Origin of the sequence: Chitinophaga pollutisoli (assembly GCF_038396755.1) — a bacterium.
GTDB classification, from domain to species: domain Bacteria; phylum Bacteroidota; class Bacteroidia; order Chitinophagales; family Chitinophagaceae; genus Chitinophaga; species Chitinophaga pollutisoli.
Genome location: NZ_CP149822.1, coordinates 1451084 through 1474143, shown reverse-complemented (window position 1 = coordinate 1474143; position 23060 = coordinate 1451084). Strand labels below are relative to the sequence as shown.

19 protein-coding genes and 1 pseudogene are annotated in these 23060 nt (G+C 55.6%); 13 read left to right on the top strand and 7 right to left on the bottom strand.

The features are described 5' to 3' along the window. Nucleotides 1-103: 103 nt before the first annotated feature. On the bottom strand, nucleotides 104-1642 hold the full coding sequence (locus WJU16_RS06030) for an acyl-CoA carboxylase subunit beta (RefSeq protein WP_341837426.1): 1539 nt from the start codon (nucleotides 1640-1642) through the stop codon (nucleotides 104-106). Nucleotides 1643-1683: 41 nt separating this feature from the next. Next, entirely contained in the window at nucleotides 1684-2145 is a 462-nt protein-coding gene (locus tag WJU16_RS06025) for a hypothetical protein (protein ID WP_341837425.1), read from the bottom strand. 109 nt (nucleotides 2146-2254) lie between these two features. Between WJU16_RS06025 and WJU16_RS06020 the strand changes: the two genes are divergently transcribed. The 4 genes from WJU16_RS06020 (at nucleotide 2255) to WJU16_RS06005 (ending at nucleotide 6432) form a co-directional block, all read left to right on the top strand. Then, the gene (locus WJU16_RS06020; RefSeq protein ID WP_341837424.1) at nucleotides 2255-3232 is read left to right on the top strand and encodes an acyl transferase; all 978 of its coding nucleotides are present in this window, start codon (nucleotides 2255-2257) and stop codon (nucleotides 3230-3232) included. Nucleotides 3233-3286: 54 nt separating this feature from the next. Next, complete coding sequence (locus WJU16_RS06015) at nucleotides 3287-4105, top strand: hypothetical protein (protein ID WP_341837423.1); 819 nt, start codon at nucleotides 3287-3289, stop codon at nucleotides 4103-4105. A gap of 291 nt (nucleotides 4106-4396) precedes the next feature. Then, nucleotides 4397-5023, top strand: coding sequence for a YceI family protein (locus WJU16_RS06010; RefSeq protein ID WP_341837421.1), 627 nt, complete (start codon nucleotides 4397-4399; stop codon nucleotides 5021-5023). Nucleotides 5024-5106: 83 nt separating this feature from the next. After that, a complete protein-coding gene (locus tag WJU16_RS06005) occupies nucleotides 5107-6432 on the top strand; it encodes a DEAD/DEAH box helicase (protein WP_341837420.1) in 1326 nt (441 codons plus the stop codon). A 2-nt stretch (nucleotides 6433-6434) separates the two neighbouring features. On the opposite strand, the gene WJU16_RS06000 is transcribed toward WJU16_RS06005, so the two are convergent. Continuing rightward, the gene (locus tag WJU16_RS06000; RefSeq protein ID WP_341837419.1) at nucleotides 6435-8627 is read right to left on the bottom strand and encodes a B12-binding domain-containing radical SAM protein; all 2193 of its coding nucleotides are present in this window, start codon (nucleotides 8625-8627) and stop codon (nucleotides 6435-6437) included. Nucleotides 8628-8703: 76 nt separating this feature from the next. On the opposite strand from WJU16_RS06000, the pseudogene WJU16_RS05995 reads away from it, so the two are divergent. Together WJU16_RS05995 and WJU16_RS05990 are read left to right on the top strand one after the other, a co-directional pair. Continuing rightward, nucleotides 8704-9081, top strand: a pseudogene (locus tag WJU16_RS05995) (TonB-dependent receptor plug domain-containing protein); the annotation flags it as partial. A gap of 617 nt (nucleotides 9082-9698) precedes the next feature. Continuing rightward, nucleotides 9699-10706 carry a TonB-dependent receptor gene (locus WJU16_RS05990; RefSeq protein ID WP_341837418.1) on the top strand — a complete coding sequence of 336 codons (1008 nt, stop codon included), beginning with the start codon at nucleotides 9699-9701 and terminating at the stop codon, nucleotides 10704-10706. A 185-nt stretch (nucleotides 10707-10891) separates the two neighbouring features. On the opposite strand, the gene WJU16_RS05985 is transcribed toward WJU16_RS05990, so the two are convergent. The 3 genes from WJU16_RS05985 to WJU16_RS05975 all read right to left on the bottom strand — a co-directional run bounded on the left by WJU16_RS05985 (nucleotide 10892) and on the right by WJU16_RS05975 (nucleotide 17619). Continuing rightward, complete coding sequence (locus WJU16_RS05985; protein WP_341837417.1) at nucleotides 10892-12796, bottom strand: AAA domain-containing protein; 1905 nt, start codon at nucleotides 12794-12796, stop codon at nucleotides 10892-10894. A 99-nt stretch (nucleotides 12797-12895) separates the two neighbouring features. Continuing rightward, the gene (locus WJU16_RS05980; protein WP_341837416.1) at nucleotides 12896-14509 is read right to left on the bottom strand and encodes a SusD/RagB family nutrient-binding outer membrane lipoprotein; all 1614 of its coding nucleotides are present in this window, start codon (nucleotides 14507-14509) and stop codon (nucleotides 12896-12898) included. Nucleotides 14510-14520: 11 nt separating this feature from the next. Then, nucleotides 14521-17619, bottom strand: coding sequence for a SusC/RagA family TonB-linked outer membrane protein (locus tag WJU16_RS05975; protein WP_341837415.1), 3099 nt, complete (start codon nucleotides 17617-17619; stop codon nucleotides 14521-14523). Between the two features lie 509 nt (nucleotides 17620-18128). Here WJU16_RS05975 and WJU16_RS05970 point away from each other — a divergent pair. The 5 genes from WJU16_RS05970 to WJU16_RS05950 all read left to right on the top strand — a co-directional run bounded on the left by WJU16_RS05970 (nucleotide 18129) and on the right by WJU16_RS05950 (nucleotide 21058). Continuing rightward, nucleotides 18129-18575, top strand: coding sequence for a MarR family transcriptional regulator (locus WJU16_RS05970; protein WP_341837414.1), 447 nt, complete (start codon nucleotides 18129-18131; stop codon nucleotides 18573-18575). A 400-nt stretch (nucleotides 18576-18975) separates the two neighbouring features. Beyond that, a complete protein-coding gene (locus tag WJU16_RS05965; RefSeq protein WP_341837413.1) occupies nucleotides 18976-19218 on the top strand; it encodes a hypothetical protein in 243 nt (80 codons plus the stop codon). Between the two features lie 6 nt (nucleotides 19219-19224). Continuing rightward, nucleotides 19225-19851 carry a hypothetical protein gene (locus WJU16_RS05960; protein WP_341837412.1) on the top strand — a complete coding sequence of 209 codons (627 nt, stop codon included), beginning with the start codon at nucleotides 19225-19227 and terminating at the stop codon, nucleotides 19849-19851. A 9-nt stretch (nucleotides 19852-19860) separates the two neighbouring features. Next, nucleotides 19861-20109: a hypothetical protein gene (locus tag WJU16_RS05955; protein ID WP_341837411.1), complete on the top strand. Its 249-nt coding sequence runs from the start codon at nucleotides 19861-19863 to the stop codon at nucleotides 20107-20109. Nucleotides 20110-20221: 112 nt separating this feature from the next. Further along, nucleotides 20222-21058 (top strand): sugar phosphate isomerase/epimerase, encoded by an 837-nt coding sequence (locus WJU16_RS05950; protein WP_341837410.1) that lies wholly within the window; start codon nucleotides 20222-20224, stop codon nucleotides 21056-21058. Between the two features lie 300 nt (nucleotides 21059-21358). Here WJU16_RS05950 and WJU16_RS05945 read toward each other — a convergent pair whose 3' ends face one another. Then, nucleotides 21359-22117, bottom strand: a complete 759-nt coding sequence (locus tag WJU16_RS05945) for a hypothetical protein (protein ID WP_341837409.1) — start codon at nucleotides 22115-22117, stop codon at nucleotides 21359-21361. Nucleotides 22118-22338: 221 nt separating this feature from the next. Between WJU16_RS05945 and WJU16_RS05940 the strand changes: the two genes are divergently transcribed. Both WJU16_RS05940 and WJU16_RS05935 read left to right on the top strand, forming a co-directional pair. Beyond that, on the top strand, nucleotides 22339-22548 hold the full coding sequence (locus WJU16_RS05940) for a hypothetical protein (protein ID WP_341837408.1): 210 nt from the start codon (nucleotides 22339-22341) through the stop codon (nucleotides 22546-22548). Between the two features lie 147 nt (nucleotides 22549-22695). Continuing rightward, nucleotides 22696-23028, top strand: a complete 333-nt coding sequence (locus WJU16_RS05935; protein WP_341837407.1) for a DUF1508 domain-containing protein — start codon at nucleotides 22696-22698, stop codon at nucleotides 23026-23028. Nucleotides 23029-23060: the final 32 nt, after the last annotated feature.

Sequence of the window (23060 nt, the reverse complement as noted above, 5' to 3'; positions counted from 1 at the left end):
AACCGGTATTCTTATTGCATGAACGTGTGATAGGGGCATGAAAAAAGGGCTTTCCCGGGAGGAAAACCCTTTTACATTATGTTTTTGGCAACGGCCGGCGGTATCACAGGGGGATATTCCCGTGTTTTTTACGCGGCATGTTTACCACTTTGTTTTCGAGCATGGCGTAGCCTTTGATGAGCCTTTCGCGGGTGGTTTCGGGCACCACTACTTCGTCGATGTATCCTTTCTCGGCGGCGAGGTAGGGATTGGCGAAGCGTTCGGTGTATTCGGCCACCAGTTCGTTCATACGGGCTTCCGGGTTTGGGGAGGCGTCGATTTCTCTCTTGTAGATGATTTCCACCGCGCCTTTCGGCCCCATCACGGCGATTTCCGCCTGGGGGAACGCGAAGTTGAGGTCTGCGCCGATGTGTTTGGAGTTCATCACGCAATAGGCGCCGCCATAAGCTTTGCGGGTAGTCACGGTGATCTTGGGAACCGTGGCCTCGCTGAGGGCGAAGAGCAATTTGGCGCCGTTGGTGATGATGCCGTTCCATTCCTGGTCGGTGCCGGGCAAAAAGCCGGGAACATCCACCAGCACGAGCAACGGAATATTAAAGGCGTCGCAGAAGCGGGTGAAGCGGGCTCCTTTCACGGAGGCGTGGATATCGAGCACACCCGCGAGCACGGCGGGCTGGTTGGCCACGATGCCGATAGCGCGGCCTGCCACACGGGCGAAGCCCACGATGATGTTGTCCGCGAAATCCTTGTGCACTTCCAGAAAGCTGTCGGCGTCCGTCAGTTCGGCGATGACGTCCTTCATATCATAAGGCTGGTTCGCATTATCGGGAATAATATTATTCAGGGCGGGGCGGCTTTCGTTCCCCGCTTCGTAAGGCACGGAGGGCGCGGTTTCTTCGCAGTTCTGGGGCATGTAGGAAAGCATGTCGCGGATCGTCCGGATGCATTCTACTTCGTTGGCGCAAGCGAAATGCGTTACGCCGCTTTTGGTGGCGTGCGTCTGCGCGCCGCCCAGCGCTTCGCTGGTCACTTCTTCATGGGTTACCGTTTTTACCACGTTGGGTCCGGTCACAAACATGTAGGAAGTATTTTCGACCATGAGGATAAAGTCAGTGATGGCGGGGGAGTAAACGGCTCCGCCGGCGCAGGGCCCCATGATCGCGGAGATCTGGGGGATCACGCCGGAAGCGCGGGTGTTGCGGTAGAAGATATCGGCGTACCCGGCGAGGCTGACTACACCTTCCTGGATGCGCGCGCCGCCGCTGTCGTTCAGCCCGATGAGGGGCGCGCCGTTTTCCATGGCGAGGTCCATCACCCGGCAGATCTTGCGGGCGTGGGGCTCGGATAAGCTGCCGCCGTACACGGTAAAGTCCTGGGAAAATACATACACGAGGCGGCCGTTGACGGTTCCATAACCGGTTACAACGCCGTCTCCCGGAAACTGTTCCTGGTCGGTGGTCATGCCGCGGTTACGGTTATGAACAAACATGCCGATCTCTTCGAAGGAACCTTCGTCGAGCAGGAGTTTGAGCCTTTCGCGGGCTGTCAGCTTGCCTTTCTTGTGTTGGGAATCGATTCGTACCTGTCCTCCGCCGAGTTGGGCTTCGGCGATTTTGGATTGCAGTTCCTGGATCTTGCTCATAATTGTAAATGTACGGAAAGCCGTGCATTCACAAATAACAATTAGCGGCGAACGACAATCTTGGGCGTGAGGATCGTGTCGCTGGAATTGCCTTTCTTGTCGAGTACAAAAACTTTGAGCTGGATGGTATCGGGGTCGGATAAGGGATCGCGGGACCAGGTGCGGACTTTCAGGAAATTGCCTTCGCGGACATCACTCAGGATCAGGATCATTTCCGCGTCGAGCTTCACGCCGGCATGGGCCTCGAGCTTGGGCAGGTCCAGTTGGTCATATTTATCGTGATCGTCGAAGTGATAAAGTTCCACGACGTTCCAGGTGCCTTCGAGGTCGCCGTCGCCGTCTTTTACGTTGAAGGTCATCGTAAACTCTTCCTGCTCTTTGGGAATATCCGTAGAGGAGGCGGATTTAAAGGTCAGGATCGGCTTGGTGCCGGTATCGCCATCCTTTTTGCAACCCATGAATGCCATGAGCGCCAACGCCGAGAGAGGGAGGATTTTCTTCATATGACAAACGTACATTAAATTAGGCAAAAGGCAAAGTGCCCGGTTATTTAACGCTGCCTGTGCCGGGTTTGTTACATATTGGCGCCGGGATTCGTAAATTTGCCGTCTCATGACCGACGCATTAGCAGAAAGGATTTTCAGGGAAGGGGACCCGCTGGCCCTGGCAACGGAGGTTTTCCGGTACCAATACGAAGGGAATGCCCTCTACAGGGCTTATGTGGACGCGCTGAAGGTAAACCCCTCCGCCGTCCAATCCCTGGAACAAATCCCGTTCCTCCCCATCTCGTTTTTCAAAACCCACCGCATCACCACCGGCACCTTCGAACCGGAAGTGGTCTTTGAAAGCAGCGGCACCACCCAAACGGTCAATTCCCGCCACGAAGTGAAAGACACGGCGCTCTATACACGCAGTTTCCTCGACGCCTTCCGCAGGTTTTACGGACCGGTGGAAGATTTCGTGATCCTGGGACTTCTGCCTTCCTATCTCGAACGGAAAAATTCCTCCCTCGTGTACATGGTGGAAGACATGATCCGCCGCAGCGGCCGCCCCGAAAGCGGCTTCTACCTCTACGAACACGAAAAGCTGGCCGATACCCTGCTGGCCCTCGAAGCCCGCCACCAGCCCACCCTCCTCATCGGCGTCACCTTCGGCCTCCTCGATTTCGCGGAAAACCACCGCATGGACCTCCGCCACACCATCGTCATGGAAACCGGCGGCATGAAAGGCCGCCACGAAGAATGGACCCGCGAAGAACTCCACGCCTTCCTCTGTGAACGCCTCGGCACCGGCGCCATCCACGCGGAATACGGCATGACCGAGCTGCTGTCCCAGGCCTATTCCCAGGGACGCGGCATCTTCAACTGCCCGCCCTGGATGAAGGTGCTCGTCCGCGACGAAAACGATCCCTTCCAGCTCAGCACCGCCGCCGCTTCCGGCGTCATCAATGTAGTCGACCTCGCCAACATCCACTCCTGCTCCTTCATCGCCACCGACGATATCGGCAAAATTCATGCAAACGGCAGCTTCGAAGTACTCGGCCGCCTCGACCGATCCGCCCTTCGCGGTTGCAGTCTCATGGTCAGCTAGCATTGTGATTTAAAATAATATGATTAATTTTCAGGCGGCATATCGCCTGAACCTATGAAGATACCTCTACTCACGGCAGCCATGCTGTTTTGGCTCGCGCCCGCATCGCAGGCCCAGCTGCTGAAAAAACTCAAGGACAAGATCAAACCCGCGGAGGAAGCCCCCGCGCCGGAAATGCCCGATCCCAAACTGATCATCGGCGGCGACGAAGCCGTTGCCATCGACTCTTCCTACGAATACGACTGGGCCGTCTACCAGGAAAGCGAAGCCTTTCAGGGCAATCAGCGCGTGATCGACGGCGGGGAGGAAATCGTGATTTATTACAGCTCCACCCAGCCTGCATTCAACATCCAGCTGAAAAGCCGAAGTACGGGCACGAAGTATTACTTTTTCGGGGATTTTGAGAAAGAATCGCAACTGCAGCTCGCCGGCGTGGCGGGGATCGCCAGCGGCGACAAATCGAAGCTGGAGCTGAAAGGGATGGAACCTGTTTACCCCGGTGAGATCGGCTACCTGAGCGAGCTTCGGAAAACAGGGTCCAAGAAGGTGATCGCCGGCGTGGCCTGCGAGGAATATGTGGCCCAGAACCTGCGCCACGACCCACGGGTAAAAAACACCTCCCACAACAAAGTGACCGCCTACGTTTGGATCCCCATGGACCCGCATTCCGTTTTCCCTGGCTATTCCCTCATGCCCGAACACTTCAAACTGCAGATCGAAACCATGCGCCGCGCAGGCTCGTACCCGCCCGTAGTCATGCCCCTGGAAATGTTCCTCGAATACGGCAACGGCGATAAAGTCTTTACCCACACCACCCACATCATCATCAAAGAAAGAAGGAAAATCCATATCGGCGATATCAACCAGCTGTAAAAAAGCCGGCTTCCAGGGGGAAAGCCGGCTCATGCGCCACGCGTCGAATATCTTTTTGCACCGGGTCAGGCGTTACATGGGTTTTACAGGACCGTTCGTTCAGGACTTTTTTGGGTAGATGAAAGACCGGACTGCCGTCAGGACTTAGAATGGCGGAGGGAGACCCTTTGAACGATCACGCTGCTAAAGTACCCGTCAGAATGTAAAACTTATGTGAAATGTTTGCAAAACAAATGTGAAAGTTATCTATCCTTCAGTATATTGGATCAACAAATCAAACCTACCCACAACATGCGTAAAATTGCCACCATCCTCTTCATCAGCGGCGCCGCCGTCCTGATGTCGTTTAACGCTCCCGTTTCCACCGCTCCGGCATCCGCCGCAGTAGCCGCTCCGGTGGCTTTTAAAGTAGACGGTTCCAAAAGCAAGATCGCCTGGCTCGCTAAGAAAGTGACCGGTTCCCATAATGGTTTCATCAATATCTCCGGCGGTACCCTGCAGGTCGACGGCAGCACGCTGACCGGCGGCTCCTTCAACGTGGATACCCGCACCATGACCGTGGAAGATATTAAAGATGAAAAAGGCAACGCACGCCTGCTCGGCCACCTGAAAAGCGACGACTTCTTCTCCGTGGAAAATCATCCTGACGCCTCTTTCGCCATCACTTCCGCGAAAAAGAAATCCGGTAACACCTACGATATCACCGGCAACCTCACCATCAAAGGTATCAGCCAGTCCATCACCTTCCCTGCTGATGTGGTGGTAAACGGTGACCAGCTGAACGCCAAAGCCACTATCAAGATCGACCGTACCAAATTCGATATCAAGTACCGCTCTAACAGCTTCTTCGAAAACCTGGGCGACAAAGCCATCTATGATGACTTCACCCTCGACGTGGAACTGGTGGCGAATAAATAGTTTTCCCTCCGGGAAACAGCAAAAGGGCGTCTAAATGACGCCCTTTTTTATTTTCAGCCGGATTCGGCGTAATTTTGCCGGCTATGACATTCGAGGAACTTAATCTGAACAAGCCTTTGCTGAACGCCCTCCAGGACCTGGGCGTTACCACGCCTACCACCATCCAGGAGAAAGCGTTCTCCGTGGTGATGTCCGGCCAGGACGTGTGCGGCATCGCGCAAACCGGTACGGGTAAGACTTTCGCTTACCTGCTGCCTTGCCTGCGCCTGTGGTCGTTCACCAAAGACCGTTACCCCCAGATCCTCATCCTCGTGCCCACCCGCGAGCTGGTGGAGCAAGTGACCACGGCTGTGAAACAGCTGACCACTTATATGACTGTCGAAACCCAGGGTTTTTATGGCGGTGTGAATATGAAAGGGCAGATGGCCGTTTCTGACGGCAAGCTGGATGTAGTGGTAGCCACGCCGGGCCGGCTGGTAGACCTCATCCTGAGCGGCGCCCTCAAGATGAAAAACATTAAAAGGCTGGTAATCGACGAGGTCGATGAAATGCTGAACCTCGGTTTCCGCGCGCAACTGACCCGCGTGCTCGACATGCTGCCCGTTCGCCGCCAGAACCTCATGTTCTCCGCCACCATGACGCCGGAGGTAGACGCCATCATCCAGGATTTTTTCCAGAACCCCACCGTCATAGAAGCCGCGCCGGCAGGTACGCCGCTGGCCAATATCCGGCAAACGGTGTATCATGTTCCCAACTTCAATACGAAAGTCAACCTGCTCGAATATTTACTGACGAAGCGGGAAGAAATGAGCAAAGTGCTGGTATTCGCTTCCACCAAGGCGCTGGCCGACGAGTTGTACGAGAAAATGTCGGAACATATGCCCGGCGCCGTGGGGGTGATCCACTCCAATAAAGACCAGAACTTCCGTTTCAACAGTGTTCGCCAGTTCCGGGAGGGCAATTACCGTGTGCTCATCGCGACGGACATCATGGCGCGCGGGCTCGATATCGCGGAAGTGTCGCATGTCATCAACTTCGACATGCCCGAATCTCCCGAGAACTATATCCACCGTATCGGCCGTACGGGCCGTAAGGATGCGGAAGGTGTGGCGCTTACTTTCGTGACGGAAAAGGAAAAGCCGTTGCTGGAGCAGGCCGAAGCTTTAATGAAGTTCGAAGTGCCGGTGGCGCCGATTCCGGAAGAAGTGGCGATTTCGGATGTGCTCATCAAATCGGAGATCCCCGAGGTTATCATACCCAACGTTCAGCTCAAACAACGCAAAACCGAAAGCGGCGCGGCGTTTCATGAGAAACTCGCGAAGAACAAAAAGGTGAACGTGGTGGTGAGCCACAAGGATAAAATGATGGCGAAATACGGGAAACCCAAGAAGCGCCCGAAAAAGCGCTGATCCTACAGCTGTAACAATCCTGCCTTATAGAGCGTGTTCACGGGCTTGTTGTCCCAGAACAGCTCGAAATCCTCCAGTCCCGCGGCGGTGTAGTGATCCTCCACGTCTTTGAGCGTGAGCGGGGATTGCTGTACCGACAATTTCTCCAGCATGCCGGCGAGCCAGATGCCTTCTTCTTTGCCAACGCTGATGCTCAGGGGTTCTTTGCGTGTCTGGAACGTGAGGGAGGTCACTTCCCAGGTGTTGCCTTTTTTGGATTTGGTGAGCGTTTGCACCTGCGGCTTTTTGCCTAACCATACTACTTTGGCCGTGGGTTTGCGGGCGCCGAGCGCGTCTTCCATGAGGGCTTTCTCGATGTAATCCGGGGGGATTTTGGTGCGGGGGATTTTCATCTCGAACCAGTTCTGCAGGGGATCGTCGAGGCAAACGCCGTGCATGAAATTGAAGAGCGACTTCTTCAACCCGAATGCGAAATCTTCATGTTCCGCGCCGGAGTCGTCGATATGTTCGAGGTCGTTGTTGGCGAAAGCGCCGACGGTTTCCGTCATCCGTTTCACTTTATATTTTTCCGGGGCCATGCCTACCGGGCTGTGCGCCGTCATCGTAAACAAGTGCCAGAAAGCAGATTGCAGGATACCTGTTTTGAACATCTGGCGCACCATTTCCAGGGAATCCACCGTTTCCTGCGCGGTTTGCGTAGGGAAGCCGTACATGAGGTACGCATGCACCATGATACCTGCTTCGGTGAAGTTCCGGTTCACCTGCGCCACCTGCGCCACGGTGATGCCTTTCTGTATCAGTTCCAACAACCGGTCTGACGCTACTTCCAGCCCGCCGGACACAGCGATGCAGCCGCTGGCTTTCAGCAGCAGGCAAAGGTCGCGTGTGAAGCTTTTCTCGAAACGGATGTTGGTCCACCAGCTGACGGTGAGCTTTCTCTTGATGATTTCCAGCGCCAGCGAGCGCATCAGGGCCGGGGGCGCGGCTTCGTCCACGAAGTGGAAGCCGGTTTCTCCCGTTTGCGCGATGATTTCTTCCATCCTGTCTGCCAGCAGCGATGCGGCGATGGGCTCGTAGAGGCGGATGTAATCCAGGGAGATGTCGCAGAAGGTGCATTTGCCCCAGTAACAACCGTGGGCCATGGTGAGCTTGTTCCAGCGGCCGTCGCTCCACATGCGGTGCATGGGGTTCACGACTTCGATGGCGGAGATGTATTTGTCGAGATGGAAGTCGCTGTAGTCGGGCGTTCCTACTTGTCCTTGCCGGTAATCCTTGCAGGAAGCGTTGTTGATGAATTCGACTTTCCCGTTTTTCAGCAGGAAGGCGCGTTTCAGGTCGCTTTCAGGGAGTTCGCCGTTGATATGGCGATAGAGGTTTTCGATCGGGGCTTCGCCATCGTCGAGCAGGATGTAATCGTAGAATTCGAACACGCGCGGATCGCTGACGGAGCGCAGTTCGGTATTGGCGAATCCTCCGCCCATGGCTATTTTCACCTGCGGATAATGTTTTTTGATGTATTGTCCGCAGCGGAGCGATGCATACAGGTTGCCGGGAAAGGGTACGGAAATGGCTACCATGCAGGGTTGTATGGTTTTCATTCGTTCTTCCAGCAGCTGGAGGAGGATTTCGTCGATGTAGGTGAACGGCTGATGGAGGGCTTCGTACAATGCGTCGAAGCTGTTGGCGGAGCGGCCGAGTTTTTCGGCGTAACGGCTGAAGCCGAAGTGTTCGTCCACGGTTTCCTGGATGAGATCGGAAAGATCTTCGAGGTACATGGTGGCGAAGTGCTTGGCTTTGTCCTGGGTGCCCATGGAGCCGAAGGCCCAGGCGAGGTCTTCGAGCTGGGAGAAGCGGGAAGCTTCGGGTAGGAAGTCGCGTTTGCAGATCCGGTGCGAAAGGGTGGGGTTATGGCCTTGCAGGAAGGAAACGACGTCGTCGATGGTATGGATATAGTCATCCTGCAGGGCGATGATGCGCGCCGCGTTGGCAGACAGTTCCGCGCCGGCGGGAATGCGGGCGAAAAGGCTGGTCAGGCCGCTTTTGGAGAACAATGCCACGGTTGCTTCAATGCCCAGGTCGGCCTGTACGGAGGGGATGCCCCTGGTATTGAGGAAACCTTTCAGATAGGCCGTAGCCGGGTATGGCGTGTTCAGCTGTGTAAAAGGCGGCGTGATAAGAAATACGGGTGCGCTCAATTCGGAATCGTTTAAACCGCAAAATTAACCCGAAATAATTAAACCCGGATTTTTCCTATTTTACACGTTGCCAATTATGAAAAGAAATATGATCATCGCGGCGCTTGCGTTCAGCCTGCCGGCCGCGGCACAATCGGATACCACGGTGCTGGAAGGCGTTACGGTACAAGGTTACGCCCAGCAGCGCGACTTGTCGACCGTACCGGGTGCGGTGAGCGTAGTGCGCGGGCAGGATTTGCAGCGCGTGGCCCCGGGTTCCCTCGTTCCCGCGCTCAATGCGGCGCCGGGCGTGCGCATGGAAGAACGTTCGCCGGGCAGCTACCGGCTCAATATACGCGGCAGCTCGCTGCGGTCACCTTTCGGCGTCCGGAATGTTAAAATGTACTATAACGGCCTGCCGTTCACTGATCCGGGCGGCAATACTTACCTGAACCAGTTTTCACCCATCATATTTTCCTCGCTCGAAGTGCTGAAAGGCCCCGGCAGCAGCCTGTACGGCGCAGGGACGGGAGGCGTGCTGTTGGGCGACCGCCGTTTCGAGGCGGGCAACGGATTCAGCGCGGGGTATACCGCCGGCAGTTACGGGAGCCACCTGGCTTCGGCTAACGGCACCTGGGGGAACGAGACTTTCCGGCAGCAGGCGGTAGCGTCGTGGCAGGAGTCGGGCGGTTACCGCGACCATACTTACATGCGGCGTTACGTAGCCGGGTGGAGCGGCCGCTGGAAAGCCAGCGAGCGCTCGGCCCTGGAGGCGCATGTACTGGCGGGGGATCTCTATTACGAAACGCCCGGCGGGCTCACGCTGGCGCAATTCCTCGCCAATCCCCGGGCGGCGCGCCCCGCGGCGGGCGCTTTCCCTTCCGCACAGGGCGCCAAAGCGGCGATTTACCAGCAAACGGTCTGGGGCGGGCTGAAATGGGAATACAAATGGAACGAGCACTGGGAGCATTCCGCCGGCGTCTACGGCGCCTGGAGCGGGCTTAAAAACCCTTCCATCCGGAACTACGAGCAACGCAATGAGCCCCACGCCGGGGCGCGCACGGTGGTGACCTGGAAAAAGGCCCCTGGCGGGTGCTGGCGGGCGCGGAAGGACAGACAGGGAACTTCCGGACGCGCGTATCCACGAATAAAGACGGCAACGCCGGCGTATTGCAAACCGACGACCGCATCCGTAACGGCATGCTGTCGCTTTTCCTGCAGTCGGAAGTGGTGCTCGCAGGCGGATGGGTGTTCACGGGCGGTTTGAGTATGAACGGCGCCAATACCATGATCCGCCGCGTGTCCGAATCGCCGGTGTTCCGGTTCGAAACGGATTATGACAAAGAATGGGCGCCGCGCATCGCCGTGCTGAAGCAATTCAGCCCCTGGGCCAGCGTGTATGCCGTGGTATCCAAGGGCTTCTCGACGCCCGCGGTGGCGGAATTGCTGCCATCCACCAGCGTCATCAATACCGGTTTGCAGGCGGAAAAAGGATGGAACTATGAAGCCGGTGCGCGCGGCGGCAACGGCCGTTTCCGTTACGACGTGAGCCTGTTCCGTTACCAGTTGAAAGATGCGATCGTTTCGAGAAGAGACGCTTCCGGCGCGGACTACTTCGTGAATGCCGGGGCCACCGTGCAGCAGGGCGCAGAAGTCGCCGCTACCTGGTTGCCGGCGCATTTCCTGGGGCTCCGCGGCGCGTGGACGTTCCACCATTTCCGGTATGATCAGTTTACGCAAGCCGACAAGTCTTACGACGGCAACCGACTGCCGGGAACCCCGCAGCATGCGCTCGCCGCTTCGGCGGATGTGCGCCTCAGCCGGTCGTTTTCGCTCTTCGCCACCTGGCAGTACAACGACGATGTTTTCATGAACGACGCCAATACCGATAAAGCCGCATCCTTCAACCTGCTGGGCCTCAAGGCCGAATACCGGCTGAAGCGCAACGGGTGGGAGGGGCGCCTCTTCGCCGGCGGCGAAAACCTGCTCGACGAAACGTACAGCCTCGGCAACGACATCAACGCTGCCCTCGGCCGCTACTATAATGCAGCGCCGGGCCGGGCGTTTTATGCCGGCTTCGCCGTTCAGCTGGGAAAATAAATCCGGTGGATAAGTTGCGACTAAATAAAACGCCCGATGCATCGCGAAGCGCCTGCATGCGATTATCTTTGCAGGGTACTTGATTGGGGCCAATCCCCACAGGTACCTTTCGGCAGCAAAGCTGCCTCAACATATACCGCCCGCCACGCTAACGTGTAAACCGCAGCATGGCGGGTATTTTTTGTTTATACCATAAACTCCCACGCGCTTTTGTACGCATCATTCGCTTCGGCGTAGGCGATGAAACCGGCGTAATAGGGGAGCCTCGACAGCGTGGCGCTGTCGCCGATCACTACGAGTTTTTTACGCGCGCGGGTCATGGCCACGTTCATCCGGCGGATATCGGAAAGGAAGCCGATTTTATTGTCGGAGTTGCTGCGCGTCATGCTAATGTATACGACGTCGCGCTCCTGCCCCTGGAAGCTGTCGATGGTATTGACGGATATTTGTTCGCCGTAAACTTTGAGGTCGGGATGATGATCGAGTTGTTCGCGCAGCAGGCCGATTTGTTCTTTGTACGGCGCGATCACCGCGATGGAAGGGAAGTTATCGGGCGTGTAATGCGGCTGCAGCGTTTCCACGAATCCCGCGAGGTGCTTGAAGAGGAACGCCGCTTCTTCCGGGTTGGAGGTGCTGGTGCCTTCGGCTTTTTCGTCGAACCCGCAGCCGGCGGTATCCACGAAGGCCAGCGGATCGTCTTCCCCGAACAACAGGTGCCCCGCCACGGAAGGGTGGGCTTTGAGTTTGTCGTCGTAGAACGCGGTGGAAGCATATCCCATGATGGTGTTGTGCATGCGGTATTGCTCTTCCAGCATCACTACAGAACCGGGATGGCGGGCGGCGATCTTTTCCAGCAGGGTTTCGGCGAGGCCGTTTTTGGCTGCTTCGGCGGATTTGATGGTAGGCGGCAATTGACAATGGTCGCCAGCGAGCACCACTTTATTCCCTTTCAGCGCGGCGATCCAGCAGGCGGGCTCCAGGGCCTGGCCGGCTTCGTCGATCACCACGGTGTCGTATTGCAGGTGGCGGACGGTGTAATGCTGCGCGCCCACGGGCGTGGCGGTAACCACCTGTGTTTTGTCGAGGATGTCGGAAACGATGTATTGTTCCATTTTCTCGACGCTCTGCATGATGTTGCGGGCTTCGGCGAACAGGGCTTTGCGCTGCTCGCGCTCGGCTTTCCCGAAGTTGCGCTTGTATTTATGCGCCATATCACGGAACTCGTTAGCCTGTTTGCGCAGACGGCGGATTTCCTTCACGGAGGCGTGGTTGCTGACCTGCGCATCGAGGGTGATGTTGGTGAGTTTTTCGGATACTTTCACCGGGTTGCCCACGCGCAATACGCGCAACCCTTCGGCGGCGAGCTTTTCGCTGAGCAGGTCGACGGCTGCGTTGCTAGGCGCCACCACCAGGATCTTTTTGTCGTCGTTGGCGAGCAGGGCGCTGATGGCCTGCACCACTGTGGTGGTTTTGCCGGTTCCCGGAGGACCGTGTACCACGGCTACATCCCGGGCGGATAATATCTTCCACACGGCTTCGTGCTGCGAGGGGTTGAGCTTTTTGGTGGTGAAAGGTTCGTGGGGTTTGTCGAATTCCGGATTTTCCATTCCGGCGAGCACGCGTACCAGGCGGCCTTCGGTGGATTTTTCGGCCAGGGCGAAAGCTTTCTGCAGGGCGGAAAACATTTCTTCGTAGCTGGTATCGTCGAACAGGAGATCGATGCCCAGTTTGCCGCTGTCGGCCCATTCGGGCAGCTCATCGGTTTTGAGGGTAATCTTCAGGCGGTTGCCGCTTTGCCAGCTGATGGTCCCCTCGGCACGGTGCTCTTTCGGATCATGCTGGGAAAACAACACTGCCGAGGCGCCGAAGCGGAGCTGGTGGGGTACGTCGTGATGCGTGGTGCGCTCCACTTCCACTGTCAGGTAATCGCCCCGGCTCATTTCCGACCCGCGGATGGCGATTGGGTACCACGATAAGCCGTTGGCCCTCCTTTGCGCCACGGGCACGCTGTCAGTCTGTTTACGATAGTTTTCCCTGTCGCCCGACTTTTCCTGCTGCAATAACTGCCGGAGCCTGTTGAAATAATCCATCCTGCAAAGGTAAGCATTCCCGGAGCCAACACCAGCGGAAAGAACGACGGCGCCCCGGATCCCCGGAGCGCCGTCGTTATCGGAAAAGCATCCGTTAACTCAGGGCTTGTCCCACCACACGGGTTCCGCCATGTAAGTCGGGTTCGAAGCATTGGGATTCGCCGCCAATACCTGTTGCAGGTTGTAGTTGACCTCGTAGGAAGGTACGGCGCAACGGCGCGGCCAGTCGGTTGGACTGGGGTAACCTTCCGGCATGACGTGCGAAGGACGTTTGAAGCCCTTGTAGATGCCGGCGGCTTCGTTGTAGTTGCCGCCCGCGTCGGTACAGAAATTCATGCGGCGCATATCCATCCAGGCTTCGGGAGAATAGCTCAGCGCGATCCATTTCTGGATCATGATATGGCTCATGGTCAGCTGTCCGGCGGACTGCACCACAGACGTGCTGGCCAGGAACTTGTTGATGGAATCCACCGGCACGCTCATGATCGTCATATGTGAACGGATTCCCGCCTGATAAGCGGTAAGCGCTTCGCCGGTTTTGCCCTGGCGAAACAGCATCTCCGCCTCGATGAAACGCATCTCGGCATGGGTCAGTAAAAGCCCTTTGCCGCCACGCTGGGTGTACCACGAACCGGTAGAGACAATCTTGTCGCCGGGCTTGGGCGCCACTGGGCTTTTCCGCAGGGTGATAAAGCGCGTATCTCCCGCGGCAGGACCGGATTTCGGCAAATCCGACGCCATATCCACGCCTTCTGAACGCACCAGTTCGCCGGCGGCATTGGTAGCGCTGGGGATCATCATGGCGGCGCGCGGATCTTCCATGTTGGCGGCGCCGGTTGGTGCGCCGGTGTAATTGTTCGTGAGGTAATCGATGAACAGTTTGGTAGGACGGTAGTTGTTGTTGATGTTCACATATTGCAGGGCCGCCTGAACAGTTGTGCTGGCCGGGGATTCATCCACATATTGCATGATGGCGCTTTCGTCTGCCGTTTTGGGAGCGTTGGCGAGCAAGTCGAGAACTGCCTGGGGATTGAAGTCCGCTTTTTTGGAAGTATGTAGGAGGAAGCGGGCCTTCAGGGCATATGCGGTTTTGATCCAGTCGCTGGCGCTGCCGCCATGCAGGATATCGCCTTTGGCGAGCGCCGGGGCCGCTGGGCCCTGGGTCTTTTGCAGATCAGCGATGGCTTCGTCGAGCAGGGCGAGCACTTTGGTCTGAACATATGCGCCGTCGTCGAATTTAGGCGTCAGCACGGCGGGATTATCGAAGTCTTCATACGGCAGCATGCCGTAGTAATCGGACATATACCCAAAGCCCCATGCCTTGATGACCTTGGCTACGCCCACATAATGCCAGGCATCCACTTTCTGCGCCGCTTTGATCATGGGTTGCAGGTTCACTGCGGTATTCACGTACCAGCTCTGCCAGGGCCATCCTGCAATAGCGGAAGTGGCGGCGGTGGAGTTCCAGCGGCTGAGGTGATAGGCGGCCAGGGAGGTGCTGTAAATGGTGGCCAGTTGCTGCGTGATAACGCCAGCACGGGTGCCGGCGCTTTCATACCCGTCCACGAACTGGGAGATAATGGGCGCCAGGCGCTGGTCGGCCGTGGGATCGTCTTCCTGGCCAACGTTCGGGTTATTGTTGATGTCCAGCCATTTGGTGCAGGAAGAAAACGCCATGGCGGCTATGGTGAGAATGCAGATTATCTTTTTCATGTTCCTCATAATTAGAATTTAACATTTAAGCTCACACCCAGGCCCGACGTGGAAGGAATCCCCCCGTAATCGATACCCACGGAGCCGGAACCGATTACCCCGGCGCCGGCGGCGCTTGTTTCAGGATCCATGCCGGTATAATTCGTGAAAAGCAGCAGGTTGTTGCCGTTCAGGCTCAACGATGCGTCTTTCACCCACTTCAGCTGCGTGAAGAGATTTTTCGGCAGGTTGTAGGTCAGCGAAAGGGAACGCAGGCGCATCCAGTTCACTTTCTCCACGAAGAAAGGAATGTTGTTCAGGTACAGCTCACGGTAATATTTTTCCGACGCTTTCACCGTAGTGGTGCGCGGTTCATATTTATTGGTGGTCGTGTTGAGCGTTACGCCGTTGAAGGTGATATCAGCATCACGGTTCCCGGTCAGCGTGCTCAGGCCGTTGGACACGAGCATGTACTCTGTGCCGTTGAACACATCGCCGCCCAGGCGGAAGTCCCAGAGGAATGACAGGTTCCAGTTTTTGTAAGTGAAGCTGTTGTTGATACCACCCAGCAGATCCGGTTCGCGGTTGCCTACGTTCTCGGTGGTGTTGCCGGAAAGGATGGGATAGCCCGCGGCATCGAGGAGGAGATCGCCATCGGGAGAGCGCTGCCAACGGGAACCGCTGATGCCCATGAAGTTGCCGCCGTCGAAGGACGCGGCTTTGGCGTTACCCACCTGCACATCCGTTACATACAGGATAGGCAGCGATCCGGGGAGCGATTTCACCCTGCCTTTGTTTTTGGAGAAGTTCAGCGCGATGTCCCAATTGAAGTCCGCCTTGCGGATGGGATTGGCGTTGAGGATCACCTCGATGCCCTTGTTCTCGATCTCGCCGGTGTTTACGTAACTGAGGATGTAACCGGTAGCGTTGGAAACGCGGGGCTGGAGGATCTGATCGCGACTGTTGTTGATGTAATACGTGAAATCCACACCCAGCCTGTTATTGAGGAAACGCAGTTCGGTACCGATCTCGGTGGAGGTGGTCGTTTCCGGTTTCATATTGGGATTGCCGCGCGTCCATTCGTTACGGAAACCGCCGCCGATGGTCAGTTCGGGAACTTTCAGGTAAGTGGTGGTCTGGTAAGCCGGGGCCACCTTGCCTACCTGCGCCCACGACGCGCGCACCTTGCCGAAGCTGAGGATGCTGCGGTTTTCCATCAGCTCGGTGAATACGAAACTGCCGCTCACGGAAGGGTAGAAGAACGACCAGTAATTCTGCGACAAGGTGGACGTCCAGTCATTACGCCCGGTGGCGCTGAGGAACACCATGTTCTTGTAGGAAATACGCAGGTCGCCGTAAGCGCCCACGAGGCGGGAGCGCTCTACTTTCTGCAATGCGTACCGGTCGCGGCGGTCGGCGTTGTTGATGGTGTATTTATCCGGCAGCAACAGGTTTTCGGCGCGCAGCGAGTTGGATTTCTTTTTGAAATCTTCCGCCATGCTGCCCACCAGGAAATTCACGTCCCAATCCTTGCCGAACGTTTTATGGAAATTCAGCATGAAGTTGGAATTGATGTACTGGTAGTTCAGATCGGTTTCGGAAACCATGCCCCTGAGCCAGGCTTCTTTCACGGAAGAGCCGGGAGCGATGATATTGCTGAACTGCGTCACGTAGTTATCGATACCGAGCCGGTAAGTTGCATCCAGCCAGTCGGTGATTTTGACGTTGGTGTAAGCCGTTCCGAGCCAGCGGTTGGTTTTGTCGCCCTGGGGGTTACGGTTGAGGATCCAGTAAGGGTTTTCGAGATCGCCGGAAGCGTCCAGGCTGATATCCGGCAGCAAACGGATTTTCTGTCCGCTGGCGTCGATCCAGTTGCTCATGCGGTGGTTGCGGGGCCAGATGAGGGCACCTTCCAGCGCACCGTTGCCGCCGGACTCCCAAAGACCGTTGGCGGTGAGGGTCTTGGTGGTGTTGGAGTGGGCGAAGGAAGAATTGATGCCGAAAGTAAACCGTCCGATCTTTTGCTCGCCGTTGAAGCGGAGGGTAGAACGCGCGAAACCGGTCGTCCGCACAATGCCGGACTGCCGCAGGTCCGAACCGGAGAGGAAGAAGTTGCCGGTTTTGCTGCCCCCGGTAACGGTGAAATTGTTATCGAAAGCGTCGCCGCGTTTGAAGAAATCCCCGAGGTTATCATATACGGGTTCGCCGGCTTCGAATCGTTTGCCCCAGGAAACGGTGGTTTTATCGGTGAAGTTCCCGTTGAGGGAGGAACCTTGTTTGAAGGTGCTTTGCTGGTCGGGCAGTTTGTTCACCCAGCTGTTGGTGTAGCGGGAGGTAACGGAGCCGGAAACGACGCCTTCTTTGCCTTTTTTGGTAGTGATGACGATGGCGCCGTTGGCCGCGCGGATGCCGTAAAGCGCGGCGGCAGCGGGGCCTTTGAGGACGGAAATGCTTTCGATGTCTTCCGGGTTGAGGTCCATTGCGCGGTTGCTGTTGGTGGTGGAGCGGTTGATCATGCCGTCGAAGGCGCTGTTGTCGCCCTGGCCGGTGGAGTTATCGACCGGCATGCCGTCGATCACGAACAACGGCTGGTTATCGCGTTCGAGCGAAGTGCCGCCGCGGATCACGATGGAAGCCGAGGAGCCGGGAGCGCCGCCGGAGTTGGTGATGTTCAGGCCGGCGATTTTGCCGTTGAGGGAATTGATGAGGTTGGGGTCTTTGTTCTTCATCAGTTCGTCGGCCTTGATGTCTTGCACCGAGTACCCGAGCGCTTTACGTTCTTTTTTGATGCCCATAGCGGTAACTACTACCTCGCCGAGGGCGCTGGCCGTTGATTCCAATACAATGCGCAGCGCGTCGCTGTCGCCGACGGCCACGTCTTTGGTTTGGTAGCCGATAAAGGAGAACTCCAGTATTTCGCCTTTCGCGGCCTGGATGGTGAACCCGCCGGAGCCATCAGACTGGGCGAAGCGGGTGGTGCCTTTAATGCGGATGGATACGCCCGGCATGGGCGTGCCGTCGTCCGACAACACGGTGCCGGTAATGGCTTTTTGCTGCTGCGCCAGGGAAACGGCAGGCAACAGGAAGAGTATTAACGAAATGACCGTTAATAGCCTGAGCAATCTTCTCATGGTAGCTGATTTAGTGTGGGTAATAAACTGGTTGACGATTAATGACATAGACAATTGACATGCTGGATAGCACGAAATGGCGGGCTGCCGGATGTTTTAAAACAGGGTAAGGCGCGCCCTTCCCGAGGGTTTACCGTTTGTACGTATACAGTGTGTTAAGGAATAGCGATTTCGATTTTGATGCTGATTTCGATTTTGATTTTAGATCTCCTGAGCTTTCTATATAAATGATTTCCCGTGAAAATGCTTTTGCCTTATCGGAATTGCGAATTCAAGACTAATATAAGCGCAAAAGGGATGGATTTATAGTGATGTGGATTATTTTTTCTTACAGATGCTTGCGAATTGCTTACGCGCGCTTTACTTTTATTGCATGATACCCCTCCGCCCCGCATACCCCGACGGTTTTTTGCAACCCGTTGATATTAACTGCAATGCAGGTTAAGTGGATACATGTTACCCTAATCAGTTTGATGTTTAACTATTATTTTTGTACACTTTGCATTGTTATGATACCATCGAAAGAATTTGAACACATCCGCGGCGTACTCGACGCCATCACCGGCCTTCGTTCCGCCATGCGGCAGTTCATTTCTAAAATCATCAAAGAAGGCGATTACGACATCACCTACGAAATGATGCAGCTCCTCCTGGTGCTCTGGCGCGGCCAAGAAGTGAACCAGCAGGAAATCGCCAACCTCCTCATTAAAAACAAAGCCAGCATCACCCCGCTGATCGATAACCTTTCCAAAAGGAAACTCGTTGTCCGGACAGAAGATCCTTCCGACCGGCGCAACAAAATCATCGCCCTCACCAAAGCCGGCCGCGAGTTCATGGAAGCCTTCATGCCGGCGCTCGACGATTTCTTCCGCCGCATCGAATCCGATATCAGCCTCGAAGAAATGGAGAAAGTCAGCCAGGTCATCGCTAAAATGCGCCAAAACCTGACGCACTGATTTTTTTGCCCATATGGTTGAGTATTTAACCATACGATGTTTGACGAATTAATATCATGAGATAAATAACCATCCTATTGTTCATCACCGGCGGCTTATTGGCGGCCATACGGCTTCACGCGCAGGACTCCATCCGCCGCGTGCTCACCTTGCCGGAGATTTTCCGGCTCACCGAAGCGGCCAACCCCTCCTGAAGGTAGCCGCCGGCAACTATTTCGACCTCAGCAAACTGTACAACCAGCGCGGAGTCTATACCGATAACATCGCCCTGGCCAATAAACGCCTGAAAAACATCCGGCGCATGCATGCCGAAGGGATCAATATCCTCTATACATATTATCAGCTCCTCAAAACAGCGGGACAATTATAATTACCACACACGAAAACACAATTGCAGAAAATGGCAACGCAACATTATAATAACAGGAAAACAGGGAAGCACAAAAGGTGGATGGTGTACATCAACATCGCCGCATTCATGCTGATAGCGGCGGCGCTCGTTTGGGTGCTGCGGCAATATTTCCACTTGGGCGACAGCAGCTATACCAATGCCGCGCAGGTGGAAGCTTTTACACAGGATAATACGGTTGAAGACCTCGCCCTGCTGTGCGCGGGGATGAATGTGGTCATCACATTGGAATAAGCAATCATGAACGCGATATACGACAAAGGACTTTTTCAGGTGGTAGTGTTCATCTGGCGCCAACTGACTTTGCCGCAACCCTTTATGGATGTGCGGGTGTTCCGCAAAACGCCGGTGCTGCACGGTTTGCTGTTGCTTTTCAGTTTGGGTGTGTACATGGGTACCGCGGCGATGCAAACCTCTTTCACCACCGGTGTGCTGGGATACGACAATTACACCAATGCCGTGTTGTACGCGTGGATGATCGCGGGCATCGCTATCAGGGGGCTGATGGGCGTGATCGGGTTTAAGCGCGGATGGCATCTGGAATATTTCATTTTCGGGGGATACCTGTGTTTTATGGCGTACAGCGTGAGCATGTACTTCCTCATGGCGCCCGTTATCGACATCGAATATCTTTATGTGATCAGCATGGTGAAAGGGTTGGGGATGACGGTCCTGTTTATCGGGATCTGGTACTACGCGATGAGCACACTGCCGATGGACGAGATGCTGAGCGCGGTGAGCGTGTTGATGGTAGTGCGCACCTTTGTGGGCGCGGCCTTGTTTGCCGCCGTGTATTCCTGGGCGCAATATCAGCTGACCTGGCAGAGCGCGGCCAACCTGGCCACGGGGATGGACGCCGTGCAGTAAAACGGCGGTATGGCGCTGTACGCTCCCGTGCAGGTGCAGGCCTTGCTGGATGCCACCAAAACGCTGTACGGGTACGTCTGCATCGGGGGATTGTTTGTGTTGACGTATGTGTTGACGCATCACTTCGGCCGGCTGGATTACCGGCAGATGGTGAGCATCAGCCGGGCGATAGCGGGCAGTCCGCTGAAGGGGAAGTTCCGCCGGCGGAAAGATGGCGACGACAACAATGCGCTGGCGGCTGTCGCCGCTGCTGCGTGAAGAAGGAACGATTTACAACGTTGGAAATGCGCCGGCCGCTCCGCCGGTGCATTTCCCCGGAAAAAAATCCCGGAAAATTCCCATATTGGGATAAAATAATCTTACAAAGCATATGTCTACCAGAAGAAATTTCCTGCTGCAAAATGCGTTGGGACTGGCTGCCACGGCAGCGGGCCCATTGGCGGCCGTAGCGGCGGCTCCCAAACCGAAGGGGCAAGGTTTTCCCATGGGGATGGCGGGGTACACTTTCGCCAAATTCTCCGTGGATGAAGCTATTGCCCAGATGCAGCGGGCCGGCATCGCACATATTTCCGTGAAAGACATCCATCTTCCCCTGAACAGTTCCGAAGCGAAGATCGCCGAGGTGCTGGGCAAGTTCAAAGCCGCGAACATCAATGTGTATGCGGTAGGGGTGATTTACATGAAATCTGAAAAAGCCGTGGATGATGCATTCGCTTATGCCGCGAAGGTAGGCGTTCCGCTGATTGTGGGTGTGCCTAATCCCGAGCTGCTGGATTACACCGAGGCGAAAATCAAAGCCACCAACATCCGCCTGGCGATCCATAACCATGGCCCGGAAGACAAGCTGTACCCCGGTCCGAAGAACGTGTACGACCTTATCAAAAACCGCGATGCGCGTTTGGGTATCTGCCTGGATATCGGGCATGCGATGCGCGCAGGGGAGGAGCCCGGCAAGGCGTTGAAGTTGTATAAAGAACGCATCTTCGATCTTCACCTGAAAGATGTAACGGCGGCTTCCAACCAGGGCAAACCCACGGAAATCGGCCGTGGCGTCATTGATTTTCCCGCTTTCGTGCAATCGATGGAAAAAATCAATTACAAAGGTATCAGCAGTATAGAATACGAGAAGAATATGGCGGATCCTTTACCGGGGATCGCGGAGAGCAAGGGATTTTTTGAAGGGGTGATACGTGCGGTGGTGAAGTAAGTGATTTCGATTTGAAGCGGGAGGCAGTGCAGGCGCACTGCCTTTTTTGTTGGAGGGAATCGTGGTCTTAATTATCCAATGAGCGGGAGAGATGTCAAACGCGGCGGGTTGATGACATATGTCATCGAATACTTTCCAAAAGAACAATTGCATCCGCGCGGGCATTATTCATCCTGAACACCGCGCAGCTGGCGCATACAATTATCCGATATGAAAAACATGATGCCTTATCCTGCCGCTTGGACAAACGAAGAAGGTCCCCGGGGAAACGGGGACCTTCGGGAACGCGTGAATAACCGATTACGCTTTCGGCGCTACTGCCACCACCTGCATGGCCGCGTGGGAGCCATTGCTGAGGTGGTAGAAGCGATTGTTGAGCTGTTGATAGAACTCAATGCTCATGACCAGGAAAATATGCCTTGTACTTTCCGGAGGCAGCTGCACCGTGAGCGTAAGGGCAGCCTGTTCTTCGTCGGTCAGCGGCAATTCGGCGGTAGCCGTGATGGCCTGGTCAAATACCTCCGCTTCGAAATCCACCGCTGCGGCCAGCAACTGGAGCGAGTAGTGGGTGCAGCCCTTGGGGCGGGAGATCCTGCTGCCGGGGCGCATTGCGGGGATCTGGACCGAGGCGTTACCCGTCGTCCGGTCGATGGCAGCCGTGAAAGGCGTATGGAAGATACTATCCAACAAGCTCGCCGCATTGCATTCGAATCCTTGCAATACGAGGAGATTGCCATTTTCTACAGTGCGTTCTCCACGGGCGTTGTCGGGGTCCGCTTTCAGCGCGTTATGCATTTTCTGCACGATGCGGGCGGTTACTCTTTTGTCGCCGGCGCGCTGCAGCAGGGGATTGATGGCGGAGCGGAGGATTTTCGCCGCTTTGCCCGCTTTGCGGAACTCCTGCCCGTTTTCCCGGGTACGCTGGAATTTCGGATCGTTGGCGATGCGTTTGCCATCGAGACTGGATTTTTGACGGACGGCATACTCACCATCTGTTTTGTAAAACGTGAGATTACCGACTGTTCCTTGAATGGGCATGTAGCCTTTTTGTTTTGCCATGTTGATAAGTTTTTGTTTTTGATAATTCCGAACCGCTTTCTTCGCCGGGTTCATTGGGCGGGGCCCTGATCAGCAGCCCGTTTCGTGTAATTACGATTCGAAAGTACCCGGCATCTCCAAGGGCGAAAAACCAAAACGCCGTTTTGCCTTGTATTGTAGTGAGATGTAGTGTTATGTCGTTTGTGCAGACGTATTTTTTCATCAGCAAATCCCAAATTCTTATGTCGTATTTGCCATCAGAACCGATTGTTTTTTGCGCCAAAGACGCCGCTATCGTTATGGGGAAAAGCCTGGAAACCGCGCGGCGTTATTTGCGGAAGATCCGCCGGCACCTGGGGAAATCGCCCGATCATTTCATCACGCTACGGGAGTTTTGTGCTTTTTTCGGATTGGACGAAGCGGAAGTGCGGGCGCATCTTCGCAGGGGTTAAAGTAGGGTAAAACAAGGCTTACCGTATAGTAACAGTATATGAACTGTATATCCGCGGCTTTTTTTGAGAATAGGTTAGGGCTTGTATGCACCGTATTTGCTGCCTGTTTCCTATGGATTACATCCTAAGTAAACAAACTATAATAGTATGGGAACATTTGTCATTTCGGAAGACCTTTCCGGCGCGTACGCCTTCAGGCTGTATGGGGACCAGGGGGAGATCCTGCTTGTGAGCGAGCCATACGCGGCCCGTGGCGGCTGCCTGAACGGGGCGGAGGCCGCGTTATACAGTGCGCAGGATGAAGCGCGTTATAAGCGCCGTATTTCGCCGGAAGGGGCGCATTACTTCCTGCTGACGGCCAGGAACGGGAAGGCGATTTGCGTTAGTGAGCATTACGAAAGTGCGGCGGCCTGCGAGGCCGGTATAGCCGCGGTGATGCGGGCGGCGCAGGGGGCAGGGGTATATGAGCGATTATTGTGATTTTACACAAGCAAGTTTGTGTGTTTTGTCCT

Excerpts from the sequence above, each read along its gene's own strand:
- WJU16_RS05965 (WP_341837413.1), top strand. The coding sequence starts at position 18,976 with ATGGCAACGCAACATTATAATAACAGGAAAACAGGGAAGCACAAAAGG.
- WJU16_RS05945 (WP_341837409.1), bottom strand. The coding sequence starts at position 22,117 with ATGGCAAAACAAAAAGGCTACATGCCCATTCAAGGAACAGTCGGTAAT.
- WJU16_RS06010 (WP_341837421.1), top strand. The coding sequence starts at position 4,397 with ATGCGTAAAATTGCCACCATCCTCTTCATCAGCGGCGCCGCCGTCCTG.
- WJU16_RS06025 (WP_341837425.1), bottom strand. The coding sequence starts at position 2,145 with ATGAAGAAAATCCTCCCTCTCTCGGCGTTGGCGCTCATGGCATTCATG.
- WJU16_RS05975 (WP_341837415.1), bottom strand. The coding sequence starts at position 17,619 with ATGAGAAGATTGCTCAGGCTATTAACGGTCATTTCGTTAATACTCTTC.
- WJU16_RS06005 (WP_341837420.1), top strand. The coding sequence starts at position 5,107 with ATGACATTCGAGGAACTTAATCTGAACAAGCCTTTGCTGAACGCCCTC.
- WJU16_RS05970 (WP_341837414.1), top strand. The coding sequence starts at position 18,129 with ATGATACCATCGAAAGAATTTGAACACATCCGCGGCGTACTCGACGCC.
- WJU16_RS05985 (WP_341837417.1), bottom strand. The coding sequence starts at position 12,796 with ATGGATTATTTCAACAGGCTCCGGCAGTTATTGCAGCAGGAAAAGTCG.
- WJU16_RS06030 (WP_341837426.1), bottom strand. The coding sequence starts at position 1,642 with ATGAGCAAGATCCAGGAACTGCAATCCAAAATCGCCGAAGCCCAACTC.
- WJU16_RS05980 (WP_341837416.1), bottom strand. The coding sequence starts at position 14,509 with ATGAAAAAGATAATCTGCATTCTCACCATAGCCGCCATGGCGTTTTCT.
- WJU16_RS05960 (WP_341837412.1), top strand. The coding sequence starts at position 19,225 with ATGAACGCGATATACGACAAAGGACTTTTTCAGGTGGTAGTGTTCATC.
- WJU16_RS05955 (WP_341837411.1), top strand. The coding sequence starts at position 19,861 with ATGGCGCTGTACGCTCCCGTGCAGGTGCAGGCCTTGCTGGATGCCACC.
- WJU16_RS05935 (WP_341837407.1), top strand. The coding sequence starts at position 22,696 with ATGGGAACATTTGTCATTTCGGAAGACCTTTCCGGCGCGTACGCCTTC.
- WJU16_RS06020 (WP_341837424.1), top strand. The coding sequence starts at position 2,255 with ATGACCGACGCATTAGCAGAAAGGATTTTCAGGGAAGGGGACCCGCTG.
- WJU16_RS06015 (WP_341837423.1), top strand. The coding sequence starts at position 3,287 with ATGAAGATACCTCTACTCACGGCAGCCATGCTGTTTTGGCTCGCGCCC.
- WJU16_RS05940 (WP_341837408.1), top strand. The coding sequence starts at position 22,339 with ATGTCGTATTTGCCATCAGAACCGATTGTTTTTTGCGCCAAAGACGCC.
- WJU16_RS05950 (WP_341837410.1), top strand. The coding sequence starts at position 20,222 with ATGTCTACCAGAAGAAATTTCCTGCTGCAAAATGCGTTGGGACTGGCT.